The following is a 15,840-nucleotide window of genomic DNA, read 5'->3' as shown; positions in this document are numbered from 1 at the left end:
CGGTGCCCCTCCCCATGATCCGTCCCCGGGCGCGCGCGTCCACAGGCTTGTCCACAACTGTGCACGACGACGGGTCGTCGGCCGCGCGGGCCCCCGCCCCCTGGGTCCGCACCGCAATCGCGCCGCACTCCGCGGCCCGCTCCTGCTCTCGGCCTCGTCCGCTGCGCCCACCGCGTCCGAGCATCGGGGCCGATGTCCTCGGCCGTCCCCGTCCCCCGGGTGGGGTGCCGGACGCTAACAAGGGCGCCCACCGGGCCACAACCTCCCGGCGGTCCGTGCGGCCCGCCGTCCCATGATCTCCCACGGGCCGCCCGCCCGCCGGACGTGGGGCCGGTTCCCGGGGTGGTGACGGCGCTGGGCTACTCTGGTCGGTGACCGGATCCGGGTCCGTCGGCCCAGGGACAGCCCTGGGCGTCTCGGCGTGCCCCGGTGGACCCGCGCTCCCCCACGACCAGGGGTGAGCCGACGCAGGAGTTCTCAGTCGTGGCCAAGGGCAAGCGTACGTTCCAGCCGAACAACCGTCGTCGGTCGAAGACCCACGGCTTCCGGCTGCGCATGTCGACGCGCGCCGGCCGTGCGGTGCTGGCCAACCGCCGCCGCAAGGGCCGCGCCGCCCTGTCCGCCTGACCCGACACCGCGAGCCGGTCGAGGTCCGTGCGTGCTGCCCCCGGCTCACCGCGTCCGCCGGTCCGACGACTTCCGGCTCGTCCTGCGCCGTGGGCGCAGGGCGGGCCGTCGTCGGTTGTCGGTGCACGCGCTGACGGCCGACGGGGCGACCGGACCCGCCCGGGCCGGATTCGTCGTGGGGCGCGTGGTCGGCGACTCGGTCACGAGGCACCGGGTCACCCGTCGGCTGCGGCACCTGGTGGCCGACCGGCTCTCCGCGCTGCCGCCCGGGACGGCGCTGGTCGTGCGTGCCCACCCACCGGCGGCCTCGGCCTCGTCGGCCGAGCTGGCCGAGGACCTCGACGCGGCACTGCGTCGGCTGGAACTCCGGCCCCGGCTCTCCGTCGTCACCTCGCCGTAGACCCGTCCGGCCCGCCCCGGCCCGTCGTCCGGTGCGCGATCGGGTGCGGACTCCTCGCCCCGGACCCGCACCGCGGGCACCATGGACCGCGAACACCGTGGACACGCGGTGGAACCGAGGGGGCGACGTGAGCGGGACCGGGACCCGGACGGGGACGACGACCTCGCGCCCCGGCCCGGGCGCGCGCGTCCTGATCGCCGTGCTCGGGTTCTACCAGCGGTGGATCTCCCCGATGTTCCTGCCGCACTGCCGCTTCCACCCGACCTGCAGCGCGTACGCCGTCGAGGCGCTGCGCGTGCACGGCCTGCTGCGTGGAACGGTTCTCACCGTCGTGCGACTGCTGAAGTGCGCGCCCTGGCACCCTGGTGGCCTGGACCCCGTGCCCCCGCACCGTCGTCGTCGCCCGGAGACCCCTGACTCCGGGCGCACCGCCCCCCGGGGAGCCGGAGCCCCCACCAGCGAGGAGCAAGCGTCGTGCTGAACTTCATCTACTACCCGGTGTCGGCCATCCTGTGGTTCTGGCACAAGGTGTTCGGCTTCGTGTTCGGCGCCGACAACGGCTTCGCCTGGGCGCTCTCGGTCATCTTCCTGGTCTTCACGCTGCGCGCGCTGCTGTTCAAGCCGTTCGTGAGCCAGGTCCGCTCGATGCGGAAGATGCAGGAGTTCCAGCCGCAGATCAAGAAGCTGCAGGAGAAGTACAAGAACGACCGCCAGAAGCTCGCGGAGGAGATGCAGAAGCTCCAGAAGGAGCACGGCGTCAACCCGCTGGGCGGCTGTCTCCCGGTCCTGGTGCAGGTCCCCGTCTTCATCGGTCTGTTCCACGTGCTCCGCGGCTTCCGACTCGACTACGCCTACAACTACGTCTTCAGCTATGCCGACATCGTCTCGTTCGACAACGCCACGATCTTCGGGGCGAAGCTGTCCGACGCGATCAGCGGCAACCTGCAGGCGGTCGGTTCCTTCTCGCTGAACTTCAGCGACTTCAACGCCCACGTCATCCCGGTGGCGCTGCCGCTGATGATCGTCGCCAGCGTCGCGACCCACTTCACCGCCCGGGTCTCCGCGGCCCACCAGTCGCCGGCCGCCGCCGCGAACCCGCAGGCCGCGATCATGCAGAAGCTGACGATGTGGCTGTTCCCGCTCGGCGTGCTCGTCTTCGGTGTCTTCTTCCCGATCGCGATCCTGCTCTACTGGCTCTCCAACAACTCCTGGACGCTGGCGCAGCAGTACTTCGTCTACAGCCGGATCGCCAAGGAGGAGCAGGAGCAGCGCGAGGTGGCCGCCGCCCAGCGTGACCTCCTCGCGCCGAAGCCCGGCCAGAAGCCGACCCGTCCCGCCACGAACGGCAACGGCAGCAGCAACGGGCACGCCCCGACCGCGGACGACGAGCCGGCCGACGCCGCGACCGACGCCCCGGCGGAGAGCGCACCCAGCAAGCCGCGCCCCGGCGCCCGGCCGGTCGCCGGCAAGAGCAGTGGCCGCGCCGCGCCCGGCAAGGTGAACTCCCCCGCCGCGAAGAACGGCGGGGCGCCGAAGAACCGCGGCAACGCCCAGGTCGCGTCGTCGCGTCCGGGCAAGAAGTCCAAGAAGCGTCGCTGACGCCCCGGGGCGCGTGCGCGTCCCGCCACGACCGACCATCGCCCGCTGGCCGTGCCTCGCCCCGAGAGGATCGGCGCCCGGGTCCGGAGGGGCCGCACATCGCGACCCCGGCGAGAGGAGACAAGCCGTGTCGGAGACCCTCGAGTCGGACGGCAAGGCCGACGGGACCGAGGCCCCCGCCTCGACCACGGAGTCCGCTGCCTCGACGCAGGACGTCCTCGTGCGCGAGGGCGACATCGCCGGCGACTACCTCGAGCGCCTGCTCGACATCCTCGACTTCGACGGGGACATCGACCTCGACGTGGAGGCCGGCCGCGCGATCGTCAGCATCGACGGCGGCAAGGACCTCGAGAAGCTGGTCGGCCAGCGGGGCGACGTGCTCGAGGCCCTCCAGGAGCTGACCCGCCTCGCCGTCCAGCAGTCGACCGGTACCCGCAACCGCCTGATGCTCGACATCGCGGGATGGCGCTCGCACCGTCGCTCCGAGCTCACCGAACTCGGCCGCCGGACGGCCGAGGAGGTTCGGGACTCGGGCGAGAGCCAGAAGATGCGGCCCATGACGCCGTTCGAGCGCAAGATCGTGCACGACGCGGTCGCCGGGGTCGAGGGCGTCCACAGCGAGAGCGAGGGCGAGGAGCCGCGTCGCCGCGTGGTCGTCCTGCCCGGCCGGTCGTGACCTCCGCGCCCAGCGCCGTTTCACGTGGAACAGGGGGCCGGACGTGACCCTCGGCGAGCAGGACCGGCTGGACGGTCCCTCGGCGCCCACCCCGGAGGCGGTGGAGCTCTTCGGTGACGCGCTCCCGCGCGCGGCCCGGTTCGCGGAGCTGCTCGCCGGACCGGGTCGCGAGCAGGGCGTGATCGGGCCGCGCGAGCTGCCGCGGCTCTGGAACCGGCACCTCGTGAACTCCGCCTGGGTGGGGTCGGTCGTCCCGGAGAACGCCACCGTGGTCGACATCGGCTCGGGCGCCGGCCTGCCGGGCATCCCGCTGGCCCTCGCCCGGCCGGACCTCCGCATCACGCTGCTCGAGCCGATGGCCCGGCGCGTGGCGTGGCTGGAGGAGGTCGTCGCCGCCCTCGAGCTGGACGTCGTCGTGCGGCGGGGTCGGGCCGAGGAGCGGGAGACCCGCCGGGCGGTCGGTGAGTCGGACGTCGCGACGGCCCGCGCCGTGGCGCCCCTCGGACGGTTGGCGGCGTGGTCGCTACCCCTCGTCCGTCCGGGTGGGACACTGGCCGCACTCAAGGGAGCCAGCGCCCAGGACGAGGTGCGCCGGGACGCCGTGGAACTCCGGGCGGCGGGCGGTGGCGACGTCGAGGTCGTCACCACCGGCGCGGGAGACGCACTCACGCACATCGTGGTGGTACATCGGACGGAACGGCGGACGGCAGCCGGTTCGGGTCCCGGTGGAGGGCGCCGTGGTCGTGGCAGGAAGGATCGATCCTCGTGACCGAAGGACAGGCCGTTCCACGTGAAACACGCCCACGGGCCGACCGTGGGAGTGCCGAGAAGGTCCGGGAGGCCATGAGCGAGGCGGTCTCGACGGTCGGCGCCGGCGTGCTCGGTGCGGGCGAGGTCATCTACGGCGACGGCGGTGGGATGACGCCGATCGCCGAGGAGGCCGCCCGCGCCGCCCGCGTGCTCCATCCCGAGGACCACCGGATGCCGCGGCCCGCCCGCCGCCGGGTCATCACCGTCGCCAACCAGAAGGGCGGCGTCGGCAAGACCACCAGCACGGTCAACCTGGCCGCCGCCCTCGCCCTGCACGGCGCCCGGGTCCTCGTGGTCGACCTCGACCCGCAGGGCAACGCGAGCACGGCGCTCGGTGTCGACCACCGCAGCGGGACACCGTCGATCTACGAGGTGCTGATCGGCGAGCTCACCCTCGACCAGGCCGCCCAGGTGTGTGACCGCTCGTCCGACCTGCTCTGCGTGCCCGCCACCATCGACCTCGCCGGCGCAGAGATCGAGCTCGTGTCGATGATGAACCGGGAGTCCCGGCTCAAGCAGGCGCTCTCGGACGAGGCGCTCGACCGGCTCGACGTGGACTACGTGCTCGTCGACTGCCCGCCCTCGCTCGGCCTCCTCACGCTGAACGCCATGGTGGCGGCACCCGAGGTGCTCATCCCGATCCAGTGCGAGTACTACGCGCTCGAGGGGCTGAGCCAGCTGCTCAACAACATCGGACTGGTGCAGTCGCACCTCAACCCGCGCCTGCACGTCTCCACCATCCTGCTGACGATGTACGACGGCCGCACCAAGCTCGCGGACCAGGTGACCCACGAGGTCCGGAACCACTTCGGCGACCTCGTGCTGCGCACCGTGATCCCGCGCAGCGTGAAGGTCAGCGAGGCGCCCGGCTTCGGGCAGACCGTGCTGACCTACGACCCCGGCTCACGGGGGGCGATGAGCTACCTCGACGCGGCCCGGGAGTTCGCGATGCGCGCCGCGGTCGCCGAGCGTCGGGCCGGGGCGAACGCCGGGGAGTCGGCGTGACGGAGCGACGCGGAGGGCTCGGTCGCGGCCTCGCGGCCCTCATCCCCACGGGACCGCCGGAGAACGCGACGGACACGCGGCCCGGGGTCGGGAGCCGGGCCGCGGACGTCGTCATCGGGCAGCGCAGCCGACCCGACTCCGCCCCGACGTCCCCGGAGGCGACACCGGACGGTGACGCCGGCACCGTGGCGGGGGCGGTCTACCGCGAGGTCCGCGTCGACGGCATCCGCGCCAACCCGCGCCAGCCCCGCTCGGTGTTCGACGAGGAGGCGCTCGCCGAGCTCGAGCACTCCGTGCGCGAGTTCGGGCTGCTGCAGCCGATCGTCGTCCGCGAGCTGGAGAGCCCGGTCCCCGGCGAGGCCGGGGTGGAGGTCACGCACGAGCTCGTCATGGGCGAGCGTCGCTGGCGCGCCGCCGGGCGGGCCGGCCTGACGCACATCCCGGCGATCGTGCGTCGCACGTCGGACGACGACCTGCTGCGCGACGCCCTGCTCGAGAACATCCACCGGGTCCAGCTGAACCCGCTCGAGGAGGCGGCGGCCTACCAGCAGCTGCTGACCGAGTTCGCCGTGACGCACGAGCAGCTCGCCGATCGCATCGGCCGGAGCCGTCCCGCGATCACGAACACGATCCGGCTGCTGCGGCTCCCGGTGGCCGTGCAGCGCCGGGTCGCGGCCGGCGTGCTCTCCGCCGGCCACGCGCGGGCTCTGCTCGGGATGGAGGATCCGGCCGCCCAGGAGGAGCTCGCCGCCCGGATCATCGCGGAGGGCATGTCGGTGCGGGCCGCCGAGGAGGCGGTCACGCTGGCGAGGGGCGAGCGGGAGCCGGCGGCCAAGCGGCGCTCCCCCGCCCGCAAGCTGCACGCGCCCGGGCTCCAGGACCTCGCCGAGCGGCTCTCGGACGCCTACGACACCCGCGTCAAGGTCGAACTGGGCCAGCGCAAGGGCCGGATCGTCGTCGAGTTCGGCTCGGTCGACGATCTGGAGCGCATCGCGGCGCTGATGAACCAGAAGGGCCTCCCGGGCCCGTCACCCTCGGAGTGATCGGCCAGGCCCGCAGCGGCGATCTCAGGGCGCCCTGAGATCGCCGCTGAGCTCGGCGGTCAGCCGGCCCGGACCGGTGATCGTCGGACCGCGCGCTCCACCAGGAGCCCGAACACCTCGCCGAGGTCCAGCCCGGCCGCCTCGATCGCCCGCGGCAGGAGCGAGGTCTCCGTGAGGCCCGGCGACACGTTCACCTCGAGCACCTGGACCCGGCCGTCGCGGTCGACGATCGCGTCCGTGCGCGAGAGGTCGCGCAGGCCGAGTGCCCGGTGCGCGGCCACGGCGGTGTCCGCGACCCGGGCGGCCACGGCCTCCTCGAGTCGCGCCGGGCAGTGGAAGCGGGTGAGCCCGGCGGTGTACCGGGCCGTGTAGTCGTAGACGCCGCTCTGCGGTTCCACCTCGACCGCGGGCAGCGCGGCCGGGCCGTCCCCGGTGTCCACGACCGACACCGCCAGCTCGACCCCGTCGACGAAGCGCTCGACGAGCACGGTCTCGGAGTAGGCGAGGGCGCCGACCATCGCGGACGGCAGGTCGGCGGCGTCGCGCACCACCTGCGCCCCGAGCGCCGAGCCTCCCTGGTCGGGCTTGAGCATCAGGGGGAGCCCGAGGCGGGCGACGAGCGCGTCGAGGACGGCCCCGGCGCCGAGCTCGCGGAAGGTGGCGTGCGGCAGCGCGACCCACTCCGGGGTGTCGATCCCGGCCCGCGCCAGCTCCGCCTTCGCGCTCGGCTTGTCGTGGGCCCGTCGACAGGCCCGCGCGTCGGTGCCGACGAACGGCACCCCGAGCAGCTCCAGGACGCTCTGCACCGCGCCGTTCTCGCCCTCCCCGCCGTGCAGGGCGACGACGACGGCGTCGGGCCGGGTGTCGCGCAGGCGGCCGAGGAGGGCGGCGTCGGTGTCCCACTCGTCGACGGTGGCCCCGGCGTCGCGGAGCTCGGTGGCGAGGCGACGGCCGGAGCGCAGCGACACGTCACGCTCGTGGGAGAGGCCGCCGGCGAGCACGGCGACGGTGCGGTCGATCACGACCCCGGACCCTAGTCCGGGGCCGTGACCCGTCGTCGGGACGGGAGTCAGGCCGTGTCGACCGAGGGGGCCTGCGGCCCCGGCGCCCCCGAGGGGATCCGCGCCCCGGAGCCCGAGAGCCCGAAGGTGCGCAGCACCTCGAGTTCGCCGTCGAGCACCCCGGCGAGCCGGCGGACACCCTCGACGATGCGCTCCGGGGGCGGGTAGCAGAACGAGAGCCGCATGTGGCGCGCCCCGGAGCCGTCGGCGTGGAAGCCGGTCCCGGACGCGTACGCCACCCGCGCCGAGACGGCGCGCGGCAGCATCGCCCGCGTGTCCACGCCTTCGGGGACGGTCGCCCAGACGAAGAAGCCGCCCCGCGGACGGGTCCAGGAGCAGCCGTCCGGCAGGTGCGTCCCGAGGGCTCCCAGCATCGCCTCGCAGCGCTCGCGGTACATCTCGCGGAACGACTTCACGAGGCTGCGCCAGTCGTGCGTGGCGAGGTATCGGGAGACGACGAGCTGGGTGAACGCCGGCGGGCAGAGGGTCGCCGACTCGGCGGCCAGGACGAGCTTGTCCCGGATGCCGTGCGGCGCGAGCGCCCAGCCGACCCGCAGGCCGGAGGCGAAGATCTTGGAGAACGAGCCGAGATAGACGACGTTCTCCGGGTCGAGCGAGCGCAGGGACGGATAGGTCTGCCCGTCGAAGCCGAGCAGGCCGTACGGGTTGTCCTCGACGATCAGCACGCCGTACCGGCGGCACAGCTCGACGACCTCGCCGCGGCGCTCCGGGGCGAGCGAGACGCCGACCGGGTTGTGGAAGTTCGGCACGGTGTAGAGGAACTTGGCGCGCCGTCCCTCGCGGACGAGCCGCTGGAGCGCCTCCTCCAGCGCGGCCGGTACCAGCCCGTCGTCGTCCATCGTGACGTGGCGGACCTCCGCCTGGTACGCGGCGAACGAGCCCAGCGCGCCGACGTAGGAGGGCGACTCCGCGAGCACGACGTCGCCGGGGTCGACGAACAGGCGGGTCAGCATGTCCAGCGCCGACTGCGAGCCGACGGTGACCACGACGTCGTCCGGGGCGAAGCCACCGGTCGCCGACAGCGAGCCGGCCTCGAACGCCATGACCTCGCCGATCTGCTCGCGCAGCACCGGCACGCCCTGGGCGGAGCCGTACTGCAGCGCGGCCTGGCCGTCCGCCGCGATCAGGTGCCCGACCTCGGCGGCCAGGGAGTCGAGCGGCAGGGCGGCGAGGTTGGGCATGCCGCCGGCGAGCGACACGACCTCGGGGCGGCTGGCCACGGCGAACAGCGCCCGGATCTCCGAGGCGGTCATGCCCGACGTGCGGGCCGCGTAGCGCTCGGAGTGCGGGTCGCCGGTGGAGCCCGCCGCTGCCGCGCCCGCCGCCGCCGCGCCGGCCCCGAGGGGCGCGTCGGACCGGGGGACGGGGGGCGTCGGCGTCATCAGCGACTCTCCGTGATCATCTTCACGACAGGATCAGCGCGACTGTACGCGCCGCGGCGGCGCCCACCCCAGCGAGCGTCGTCACCCTGCGGGCGACCACCTGCCGCTCCCCCTGCCCCGGTGCCCGATCACCCGACCCGGCCGCCCGTATTGTCGGCGGTGGCGAGGGAGAGTACGCATGGCCTCGCCGGACCGCGGGGAGTGCAGACGGGAGTGTCGGTGTCGCGAGAGTGCGTCGGGATCACCCTCGACAACATCGAGGAGCTGCCCAAGGGCTGCCGTCGGTGCGTGTACTGGGAACTCCCCCCGCACCTGGGCAGCCAGGCCGAGGAGTTCGGCACCCTCGAGCTGGAGAAGGAGGCGTGGGTCTCCGGCGTCCTGCTCGAGTGGGGCTCCTGCGGGCGCATCGCCCACGTCGACGGCGTCCCCGCCGGATACGCCTTCTACGCGCCGCCGGCGGCCGTGCCGCGGGCCGCGGCCTTCCCCACCGCGCCCGTGGGCGCCGACGCCGTCCTGCTGTGCGGGCTGCACGTGGTACCGGACTTCGCCGAGGTCGGGATCGGTCGGCTGCTCGTGCAGGACGTCGTCCGGGACCTCTCACGGCGCGGGGTGAAGGCCCTCGAGGCGTTCGGCGACGCGGCCGACCGGCCGCGCGGCGAGGCCCACGGGCGCACCGTGGAGGACTCCCCGACCTGCGTGCTGCCCGCCGCCTTCCTGCGTGCCGTCGGCTTCAAGACCGTCGCGCCGCACCACCGCTGGCCACGGCTGCGCCTCGAACTGCGCACCGGGTTCTCCTGGAAGGAGGACGTCGAGGCGGCGATCGCGCAGCTCCTCGGCTCGGTCACGGTGACGACGGCGCCCGCCGCTCCGGTGGGCGCCCCGGCGCCCCGCTAGACCGTTCGGCGGCACCCCAGAGCGAACGAACGGCACCCTCGCAGCATCTATGTGCGCGAGAGTGCCGTTCGTTCGGAAGGGTCAGGCGCCGATCGGGCTGCCTTCCTCCCGCTGGAGAATGTCGGAGAAGGTGAACGTGCCGGTCGGCTTGTCGTTCTGCCCGAGCAGGTAGAGCCGCTTCACCGCGACCAGGATCCCCTCGGCGACGACGTCGCGGAACGCCGGGTCGAGCAGTGCCGCGCGGTCCGCGGCGTTGGTGAGGTACCCGATCTCCACGCGCACCGCGGGCATCCGGGTCAGCCGCAGCAGCTCCCACGGGCGGGGGTGCACGCCGCAGTCGGTCATCCGGGTGCGGGCGAGCAGCTCGCGGTGGATGTAGCCCGCGAGGGCCTCGCCCACCGTGGAGGTGGCGCCGGTCCCGGTGCCGAAGTGGAAGGCCGCGAGCCCGTTCGCCGCGGGGCTCGGGTTCGCGTCCACGTGCAGCGAGAGCACCACGTCGGCGCCCGCCGAGTTCGCGAAGGCCGCGCGCTCGGCGTCGCTCGGGCAGTCCTGCGGGCCGTGCGAGAGCAGGGCCTCCATGCCGGCCGCGGACATGCGGCCCTCGAGCCGCCGCGCGATGTCGGAGACGAGGCCGGCCTCGGTGACGTCGCCGACGACCCCGCCGGGGTGCGACCCGCCGTGGCCCGGATCGATCACGATGCGCTTGCCGGAGAGCCGGGGCCCGGCGCGGTGGAGCCGCTCCTGCTCGCGCAGCAGGCCCGGGCGGCCCCCGGTGACCTTGCGGCCCAGGTAGCCGAGGTGGCGCAGCGTGCGGGGCCCGCAGATGCCGTCCGGGGCCATCCCGTAGTCGCGCTGGAAGCTGCGCAGGGCCTGCTCGGTCTGCCGGCCGAACGCACCGTCCGCGCGCCCCGAGTCGTACCCGAGCTCCAGCAGGCGCTCCTGGAGGGCGAACACGTCGTCGCCGGTCATCATGTTGCTCATCTGCAGGCAGAGCATGCGGTCGCCCAGCGACCAGCGGGCGTCGCGCAGCGCGCGGTAGGTCGCGGGACCGACGACACCGTCCGTGATCAGCCCGCGGTTCTGCTGGAACGCACGGACCGCGTCCTCGAGCGCCGAGTCGAACAGCGCCGTGTCGAACACGGAGTGCGCCGCGTCGGCGGGCTCGAGCAGGTCCAGACCCTCGAGCGCTGCGCGGACCTCGGCGACCGCCGGACCGGTGTCGCCGCGGCTGAGCAGCTGCATTCGGTTGCTCCCGTCCTGTCCGGTCACTGCGACGGGTGACCCGATCCCGCGCAGGCGGCCACGGTGTCGTGCCGCCGGCGCCGACCTCGTCGGTTTCACCCGAGCCTCATTGTGCCCTGCCGCCCCGCACACACCCGGCATCGGGCCCGCGCCGGAGGGTCACGGTTCGGGTTCGCCCGGTCCGGACACGACGACGCCGGGCCCGGACGAGGTCCGGACCCGGCGTCGGAAGACGTGGCGAGATCAGCCGATCACGTCGGAGAGGTCGTTGAGCAGCGCCGCCTTCGGCTTCGCGCCCACGATCTGCTTCACCGGCTTGCCGCCCTGGAAGACGATCATGGTCGGGATCGACATGACCTGGTAGTCCCGCGCGGTCGCCTGGTTCTGGTCGATGTCCAGCTTGGCGACGGTGATCTTGTCACCGTGCTCCTGGGCGATCTCCTCGAGCACCGGGGCGACCATCTTGCACGGCCCGCACCAGGTCGCCCAGAAGTCGACGACGACCGGCTTGTCGCTGTTCAGCACCTCGTCCGAGAACGTGGAGTCGGTGACGGTGATCGGGCTGCCCATGGGGGCTCCTTCGGGACGGGGACGGATGGGACGGGTTCGGTCAGGACGCCGGGACGGCGTCGAGCTCGGGGGTGAGCTCCGTACCGGCACCGGGCTTCGGCGAGGTGTCCGGGACGGTGGTCGCCGGGTTCTCCGCGAGCCAGCGCTCGGCGTCGATGGAGGCCGTGCAGCCGCTGCCGGCCGCCGTGATGGCCTGCTGGTAGGTCTTGTCGGTGAGGTCGCCGCAGGCGAACACCCCCGGCAGGTTCGTGTACGTGCTCGGGTGCGCCACGTGGACGTAGCCCTCGTCGTCGAGGTCGACCTGGCCGGCGACCAGCTGCGAGCGCGGGTCGTGGCCGATGGCCACGAACATCCCGGTCGCCTCCAGGGTGTCCTCCTCGCCGGTCACGACGTCGCGCACGCGGACCCCGGTCACGGAGTTCTCGCCGAGCACCTCGGTGACCACGGCGTTCGTCCGGAAGCGGATCTTCTCGTTGTTCCGCGCCCGCTCCAGCATGATCCCGGAGGCCCGGAACTCCTCGCGGCGGTGCACGATCGTCACCGATCGGGCGAACCGGGTGAGGAACGTCGCCTCCTCCATCGCGGAGTCGCCCCCGCCGACGACGACGATGTCGTGGTCGCGGAAGAAGAAGCCGTCACACGTGGCACAGGCCGAGACGCCGTGGCCCAGCAGCTTCTCCTCGCCGGGGACGCCGACGTAGCGCGGCGCGGAACCCATCGCGAGGATCACGGCGCGGGCGGAGTGCCGCTCCTTGCCGACGGTGACCGTCTTGACCTCGCCGGACAGGTCGATCCCGTCGACGTCCGCCGGGCGCAGGTCCGCGCCGAAACGCTCGGCCTGGCGGCGCATCTGGTCCATGAGCTCTGGGCCCATGATGCCCTCGACGAAGCCGGGGTAGTTCTCGACCTCGGTGGTGGTCATGAGAGCACCGCCGAACTGGCTGCCCTCGAAGACCACGACGTCGAGCTGCGCGCGCGCCGCATAGGTCGCCGCGGTGTAGCCCGCCGGTCCGGAACCCACGATGATGACGTCGTGGATGGTCTGCTCACTCACGTCCGCTGAAACGTCGCCCACGGCCCCAGGATTCCCCACGCCGTGTCGCCCGCCCCACTCACCCGCCCACCGTCACGTCGCCGAGGGTGTCCGGCGACCCGGGCGCGCAGCCCGGACCGACGACGAGCAGCCGGAACCGCGCCGCCCGACCGGTGGTGAGCACGTAGAGCGTGCCCGGCCGCCCGTCGAGCACCACGGCGCGGCTGCCGACCGGGACCGTGGCGGCCGGCAGACCGTGCGCGACCAGGCAGGCGGCCCGCGCGGCCGGGTCGGCGGTGCCGTCCCGGCCGCCGAGGCCGGACCGCAGGGCCTGCGGCAGCTCCGCCGAGGTGAGGACGACGGGCGCGGCCGGGCCCGGACCCGGGGCCGCCGTAGGAGCGGGGGGTGGCACGGGGCCGCCGGAGGTCCCGAGCAGGACCACGGCGGCGATCGCGGCCGCCGCCATCCCGACGACCGCCGCGGCGGCCCACCGACGACCCGCCCGGGGCACCCCTCGTCGGGCAGGTGGCGCGGGAGTGGTGGCGTCCCCGGCGTCCCGCTCGGCGGCCACCGCGGCCAGCAGGGACGCCGTGAGGCCCTCCGGCGCGGCCGGGCGCGGGGCCGCGGCGAGGTCGGCCCGCGTGCGGTCGAGGGCGGCGAAGAGGTCCTCCTCGCCGGGGCGGGGGGCGTCCCCGTCGCCGTGGCGCCGGGCGGCGTCGGGGCCGTCCCCGGCGCGCGCGCCGGCCGCCGGGTCGGTCATCGGTCCCCTCCTGACGGGCTGCGCATCCGGCCTCCCTGGGCTCGGACGTCGCCGACGCCCGGATCGTTCCCGACGATCCTCGCCGCCGGTCGCCCGCGCTCGTCGGCCGCGGTGTCGAACTCCGGCCGCAGGTGGCCGAGCAGGGCGGCGAGGCGGTAGCGACCCCGGGCGGCCCGGCTCTTGACGGTGCCCTCCTTGATCTCGAGCACCGCCGCCGCCTCGGCCACCGTCATGCCCTCCATGTCGACGAGCACGACGGCGGCGCGCTGGGCGAGCGGCAGGCGGCCGAGGGCCTCCTCGACGGCGAGCACCCGTTCGCGGTCGAGGATGGGGTCCCGGTGCAGCGGGACGTCGACGGCGTCGGTGAGCGGCTCGGCAGGCCGGGTGCGCCGCCGGCGGAGCCGGTCGAGGCTCGCGTGGTGCACGATGCGGTGCAGCCAGGTGTTCACGGTGGCCTCCCCGCGCCACCGGGCCGCGTTGCGGTAGGCCGAGATCATGGCCTCCTGCACCACGTCGGCCGCGTCGTGCGAGTCGCGCAGGATGCGCGTGGCGAACGCCCAGAGCCGCTCGGAGTAGCGCCGGACGATCTCCTCGAACGCGGCCGGGTCCCCCGCGACGTGCGCGGCGAGCAGCGCCTCGTCGGAGCGGGTGTCGGCCACGGTCGCCGACGCTAGGCGGACCGCCCGGCGGGCAGGGCGACTTCCGCGAAACCCGACTCAGTTCCCGCCGATCACCGTGACCTCGGCGATCTGGCTGGCGTACTGCCCGTCGGACTGGCCGAGGGCGGTGATCCACACCAGCAGGTTCGACGTGGGTGCGCCGGCCTGCAGGGGGATGGTGGTGGTGTCCCCGGAGACCGTGCCGGTGCCGAGCAGCTGCGTCTGCGCCAGCGGGAGGTTCGGCGCGGCGGCGGACCGGATCTCGATCGTCGTCCCCGGGCTCGGCGACCGGACGATCACCTGGGTGGGCCGGCTCGGCGTGCGGAACGTGGTCATCAGCCCGATGCCCGGCTTGAGCGCCGGGAACTGCTGGCGGTAGTCCGAGGTCGACCACGTCGTCGACGGGTCGTTGTCCGCGGCGCGGCCCACGCGGTCGGGGTTGTCGGGGTTCCCGGACGGGTCGTAGACCGCGATGCTCGCGAGCTGGACGGGGGCGCCGGGCGCGGCGGGCACGGCCGGGACGGCGGGCGCCTGGGCCTGTCCGGTGGCGGGCGCCGGGGCGGCGGAGGTCGGGATGACCAGCGGCGGCCCCGACGACGGTCCGCCGCCGAGCAGCGAGACCGCCTGGAACGCGACGAAGGCGACGATCGCCAGGACGGCGACCACCAGGAGCGTCACGCCGATCCGCAGCTTCCGGCGGGTGTCGGGGTCGGGGCGCTCGCCGTCCTCGTCGTCGGGGTGCCACACCGCCCCGTCGTCCTCGGCGAGCTGGACGCCGTCCTCGGTGAGGGGCAGGAGCACACCGTCGTCCTCGGCGCCCTCGCGCAGCTGCCGGACGAGGCCGTGCACCGCGGCCGCCGTGCGGATCCCGCCGGAGGCGTCGAGCGTGCGGTCGACGAGCGCCGCGAGGCCCACCGGCAGGGCGGGCCGCAGGTCGCGGACCGGGGCGATCCCGCCCGACGCGGTCCGCGGGGCGGCGGTGAGGCCGGCCGGGGTGGCGCCGTCGGTGGAGGGCCAGCGGCCGGTCAGCAGCAGGTAGAGGATCGCGCCGAGGCCTCGGACGTCGTCGTCGACCTCGGCGTCGCCGCGCGGCATCGGGAATGCCAGTCGGGCGTTGGCGCGGGCCGTGACCCGCACCCGCTGCGGGTGGTCCAGCCCGAGGACGAGCCCGGCGCGGTGCGCGTCGGCCACCGCCTGGGCCAGCGGCTCGACCACGCGCAGGGCCGCGCTGGGCGAGAGCGGCCCGCCGGCGACGAGCTCGGCGAGGTCGCGGCCCGGCGTCCACTCGGCGACGGCGGCGCCGAGGACACCGCCGGGGAGGCGGCTGGAGCCGGGCTGGATGACGTCGAGCACCCGGGCGGCGTGCCGGTGGGCGAAGTGGGCCGACCGGGTCGCGCGGGACAGCGCGGACGAGGCGCGGGCGTCGGCCTGCCAGCCCCCGACCAGCAGCGTCATCGCGACGTCGCGCTCGAGCGTGGTGTCCCGGGCCTTCCACAGGGCGGCGTCGGCGGCCCGGTCGCGCCCGACCTCGGCGACCAGCCGGTAGCGGTCGGCGATGATCGTGCCGGGCACCAGGGCACCGCGCGGACCGACCGGGATGGGTCCCGACGACGGCGGGCGCGGGCCCGGCGGCGGGCTCGGGCGCCGGGTGCCGCGGGCCGGCGTCGTGGCCCGGGCCCCGGTGCGGCCGCCCGTGCCGCCGCGGCGCGCGCCGTCGGGGAGGTAGGTGGTGGGGCCGTCGATGCCGGTGCCGGCGGGGGCGACCGGCGGCACCGCGGTCGTCGGGGCCTCGTCGCCGGGACCGGGCGCGGCGGACGTGGCCCGGGACGCGGGCGTGGGCTCGGGGGTCGGCTCCTCGGGCGTGGTCTCCCGGTGCTCCGGGCCGGAGCCGTTCGTGGCGACGGGTCCGGGCGTCTCCGCGGGCGTGGCGCCCTCGGCCGGATCGGCCACCGCACCGGGGCGCCCGGCGGACGGGCCCGGCACACGGCGTGCGCTGACCGCCTCGTCCACCCCGTCACCTCCGGGCTCGCCCCACCCGCGCCACCACTCCCGCCGGGG

At 74.8% G+C, this 15,840-nt stretch carries 17 protein-coding genes; 9 read left to right on the top strand and 8 right to left on the bottom strand.

Features of this window, described 5'->3' with window-relative positions; translation table 11 throughout:
• The first annotated feature begins 483 nt into the window (after window positions 1–483).
• The 8 genes from rpmH (at window position 484) to ACQPYX_RS29830 (ending at window position 6,160) form a co-directional block, all read left to right on the top strand.
• On the top strand, window positions 484–627 hold the full coding sequence (gene rpmH / locus ACQPYX_RS29865; protein ID WP_230750295.1) for a 50S ribosomal protein L34: 144 nt from the start codon (window positions 484–486) through the stop codon (window positions 625–627).
• A gap of 31 nt (window positions 628–658) precedes the next feature.
• Window positions 659–1,027: a ribonuclease P protein component gene (rnpA, locus tag ACQPYX_RS29860; RefSeq protein ID WP_433800870.1), complete on the top strand. Its 369-nt coding sequence runs from the start codon at window positions 659–661 to the stop codon at window positions 1,025–1,027.
• Between the two features lie 127 nt (window positions 1,028–1,154).
• The gene (yidD, locus tag ACQPYX_RS29855) at window positions 1,155–1,508 is read left to right on the top strand and encodes a membrane protein insertion efficiency factor YidD (protein ID WP_433800869.1); all 354 of its coding nucleotides are present in this window, start codon (window positions 1,155–1,157) and stop codon (window positions 1,506–1,508) included.
• Entirely contained in the window at window positions 1,502–2,626 is a 1,125-nt protein-coding gene (gene yidC, locus ACQPYX_RS29850; protein WP_433800868.1) for a membrane protein insertase YidC, read from the top strand. The genes yidD and yidC overlap by 7 nt, the downstream gene beginning before the upstream one ends.
• Before the next feature lie 127 nt (window positions 2,627–2,753).
• Window positions 2,754–3,302 (top strand): protein jag, encoded by a 549-nt coding sequence (locus ACQPYX_RS29845; protein WP_433800867.1) that lies wholly within the window; start codon window positions 2,754–2,756, stop codon window positions 3,300–3,302.
• Window positions 3,303–3,345: 43 nt separating this feature from the next.
• On the top strand, window positions 3,346–4,071 hold the full coding sequence (gene rsmG, locus ACQPYX_RS29840) for a 16S rRNA (guanine(527)-N(7))-methyltransferase RsmG (protein ID WP_433800866.1): 726 nt from the start codon (window positions 3,346–3,348) through the stop codon (window positions 4,069–4,071).
• Between the two features lie 149 nt (window positions 4,072–4,220).
• The gene (locus ACQPYX_RS29835; protein WP_433803840.1) at window positions 4,221–5,117 is read left to right on the top strand and encodes a ParA family protein; all 897 of its coding nucleotides are present in this window, start codon (window positions 4,221–4,223) and stop codon (window positions 5,115–5,117) included.
• The gene (locus tag ACQPYX_RS29830; RefSeq protein WP_433800865.1) at window positions 5,114–6,160 is read left to right on the top strand and encodes a ParB/RepB/Spo0J family partition protein; all 1,047 of its coding nucleotides are present in this window, start codon (window positions 5,114–5,116) and stop codon (window positions 6,158–6,160) included. The genes ACQPYX_RS29835 and ACQPYX_RS29830 overlap by 4 nt, the downstream gene beginning before the upstream one ends.
• Before the next feature lie 59 nt (window positions 6,161–6,219).
• Here the strand turns inward: ACQPYX_RS29830 and ACQPYX_RS29825 are convergent, their stop codons facing one another.
• Together ACQPYX_RS29825 and ACQPYX_RS29820 are read right to left on the bottom strand one after the other, a co-directional pair.
• Entirely contained in the window at window positions 6,220–7,182 is a 963-nt protein-coding gene (locus tag ACQPYX_RS29825) for a D-alanine--D-alanine ligase family protein (RefSeq protein ID WP_433800864.1), read from the bottom strand.
• Window positions 7,183–7,229: 47 nt separating this feature from the next.
• On the bottom strand, window positions 7,230–8,624 hold the full coding sequence (locus tag ACQPYX_RS29820) for a PLP-dependent aminotransferase family protein (RefSeq protein WP_433800863.1): 1,395 nt from the start codon (window positions 8,622–8,624) through the stop codon (window positions 7,230–7,232).
• 219 nt (window positions 8,625–8,843) lie between these two features.
• Between ACQPYX_RS29820 and ACQPYX_RS29815 the strand changes: the two genes are divergently transcribed.
• Window positions 8,844–9,518 carry a GNAT family N-acetyltransferase gene (locus ACQPYX_RS29815; protein ID WP_433800862.1) on the top strand — a complete coding sequence of 225 codons (675 nt, stop codon included), beginning with the start codon at window positions 8,844–8,846 and terminating at the stop codon, window positions 9,516–9,518.
• Between the two features lie 81 nt (window positions 9,519–9,599).
• Here ACQPYX_RS29815 and ACQPYX_RS29810 read toward each other — a convergent pair whose 3' ends face one another.
• The 6 genes from ACQPYX_RS29810 to ACQPYX_RS29785 all read right to left on the bottom strand — a co-directional run bounded on the left by ACQPYX_RS29810 (window position 9,600) and on the right by ACQPYX_RS29785 (window position 15,792).
• Entirely contained in the window at window positions 9,600–10,760 is a 1,161-nt protein-coding gene (locus tag ACQPYX_RS29810; protein WP_433800861.1) for an N-acetylmuramoyl-L-alanine amidase, read from the bottom strand.
• Window positions 10,761–11,003: 243 nt separating this feature from the next.
• Window positions 11,004–11,330 carry a thioredoxin gene (trxA, locus tag ACQPYX_RS29805; protein ID WP_433800860.1) on the bottom strand — a complete coding sequence of 109 codons (327 nt, stop codon included), beginning with the start codon at window positions 11,328–11,330 and terminating at the stop codon, window positions 11,004–11,006.
• 40 nt (window positions 11,331–11,370) lie between these two features.
• Complete coding sequence (gene trxB, locus ACQPYX_RS29800; protein ID WP_433800859.1) at window positions 11,371–12,384, bottom strand: thioredoxin-disulfide reductase; 1,014 nt, start codon at window positions 12,382–12,384, stop codon at window positions 11,371–11,373.
• 58 nt (window positions 12,385–12,442) lie between these two features.
• Window positions 12,443–13,123 (bottom strand): hypothetical protein, encoded by a 681-nt coding sequence (locus tag ACQPYX_RS29795; RefSeq protein ID WP_433800858.1) that lies wholly within the window; start codon window positions 13,121–13,123, stop codon window positions 12,443–12,445.
• Window positions 13,120–13,782: an RNA polymerase sigma factor SigM gene (gene sigM / locus ACQPYX_RS29790; protein ID WP_433800857.1), complete on the bottom strand. Its 663-nt coding sequence runs from the start codon at window positions 13,780–13,782 to the stop codon at window positions 13,120–13,122. Before sigM ends, ACQPYX_RS29795 begins: the two co-directional genes overlap by 4 nt.
• Window positions 13,783–13,839: 57 nt before the next feature.
• Complete coding sequence (locus tag ACQPYX_RS29785; RefSeq protein ID WP_433800856.1) at window positions 13,840–15,792, bottom strand: protein kinase family protein; 1,953 nt, start codon at window positions 15,790–15,792, stop codon at window positions 13,840–13,842.
• Window positions 15,793–15,840 lie beyond the last annotated feature (48 nt).

Origin of the sequence: Actinomycetospora sp. CA-084318 (genome assembly GCF_050955885.1) — a bacterium.
Taxonomy (GTDB): domain Bacteria; phylum Actinomycetota; class Actinomycetes; order Mycobacteriales; family Pseudonocardiaceae; genus Actinomycetospora.
Note: the sequence above shows the minus strand (reverse complement) of the source record. Positions and strands in the feature narration are given on the sequence as shown.

Bases quoted from the DNA above. Each gene is read 5' to 3' on its own strand.
- ACQPYX_RS29835 (WP_433803840.1), top strand. From the start codon at position 4,221: ATGACGCCGATCGCCGAGGAGGCCGCCCGCGCCGCCCGCGTGCTCCAT.
- trxA (WP_433800860.1), bottom strand. From the start codon at position 11,330: ATGGGCAGCCCGATCACCGTCACCGACTCCACGTTCTCGGACGAGGTG.
- ACQPYX_RS29810 (WP_433800861.1), bottom strand. From the start codon at position 10,760: ATGCAGCTGCTCAGCCGCGGCGACACCGGTCCGGCGGTCGCCGAGGTC.
- ACQPYX_RS29820 (WP_433800863.1), bottom strand. From the start codon at position 8,624: ATGACGCCGACGCCCCCCGTCCCCCGGTCCGACGCGCCCCTCGGGGCC.
- ACQPYX_RS29795 (WP_433800858.1), bottom strand. From the start codon at position 13,123: ATGACCGACCCGGCGGCCGGCGCGCGCGCCGGGGACGGCCCCGACGCC.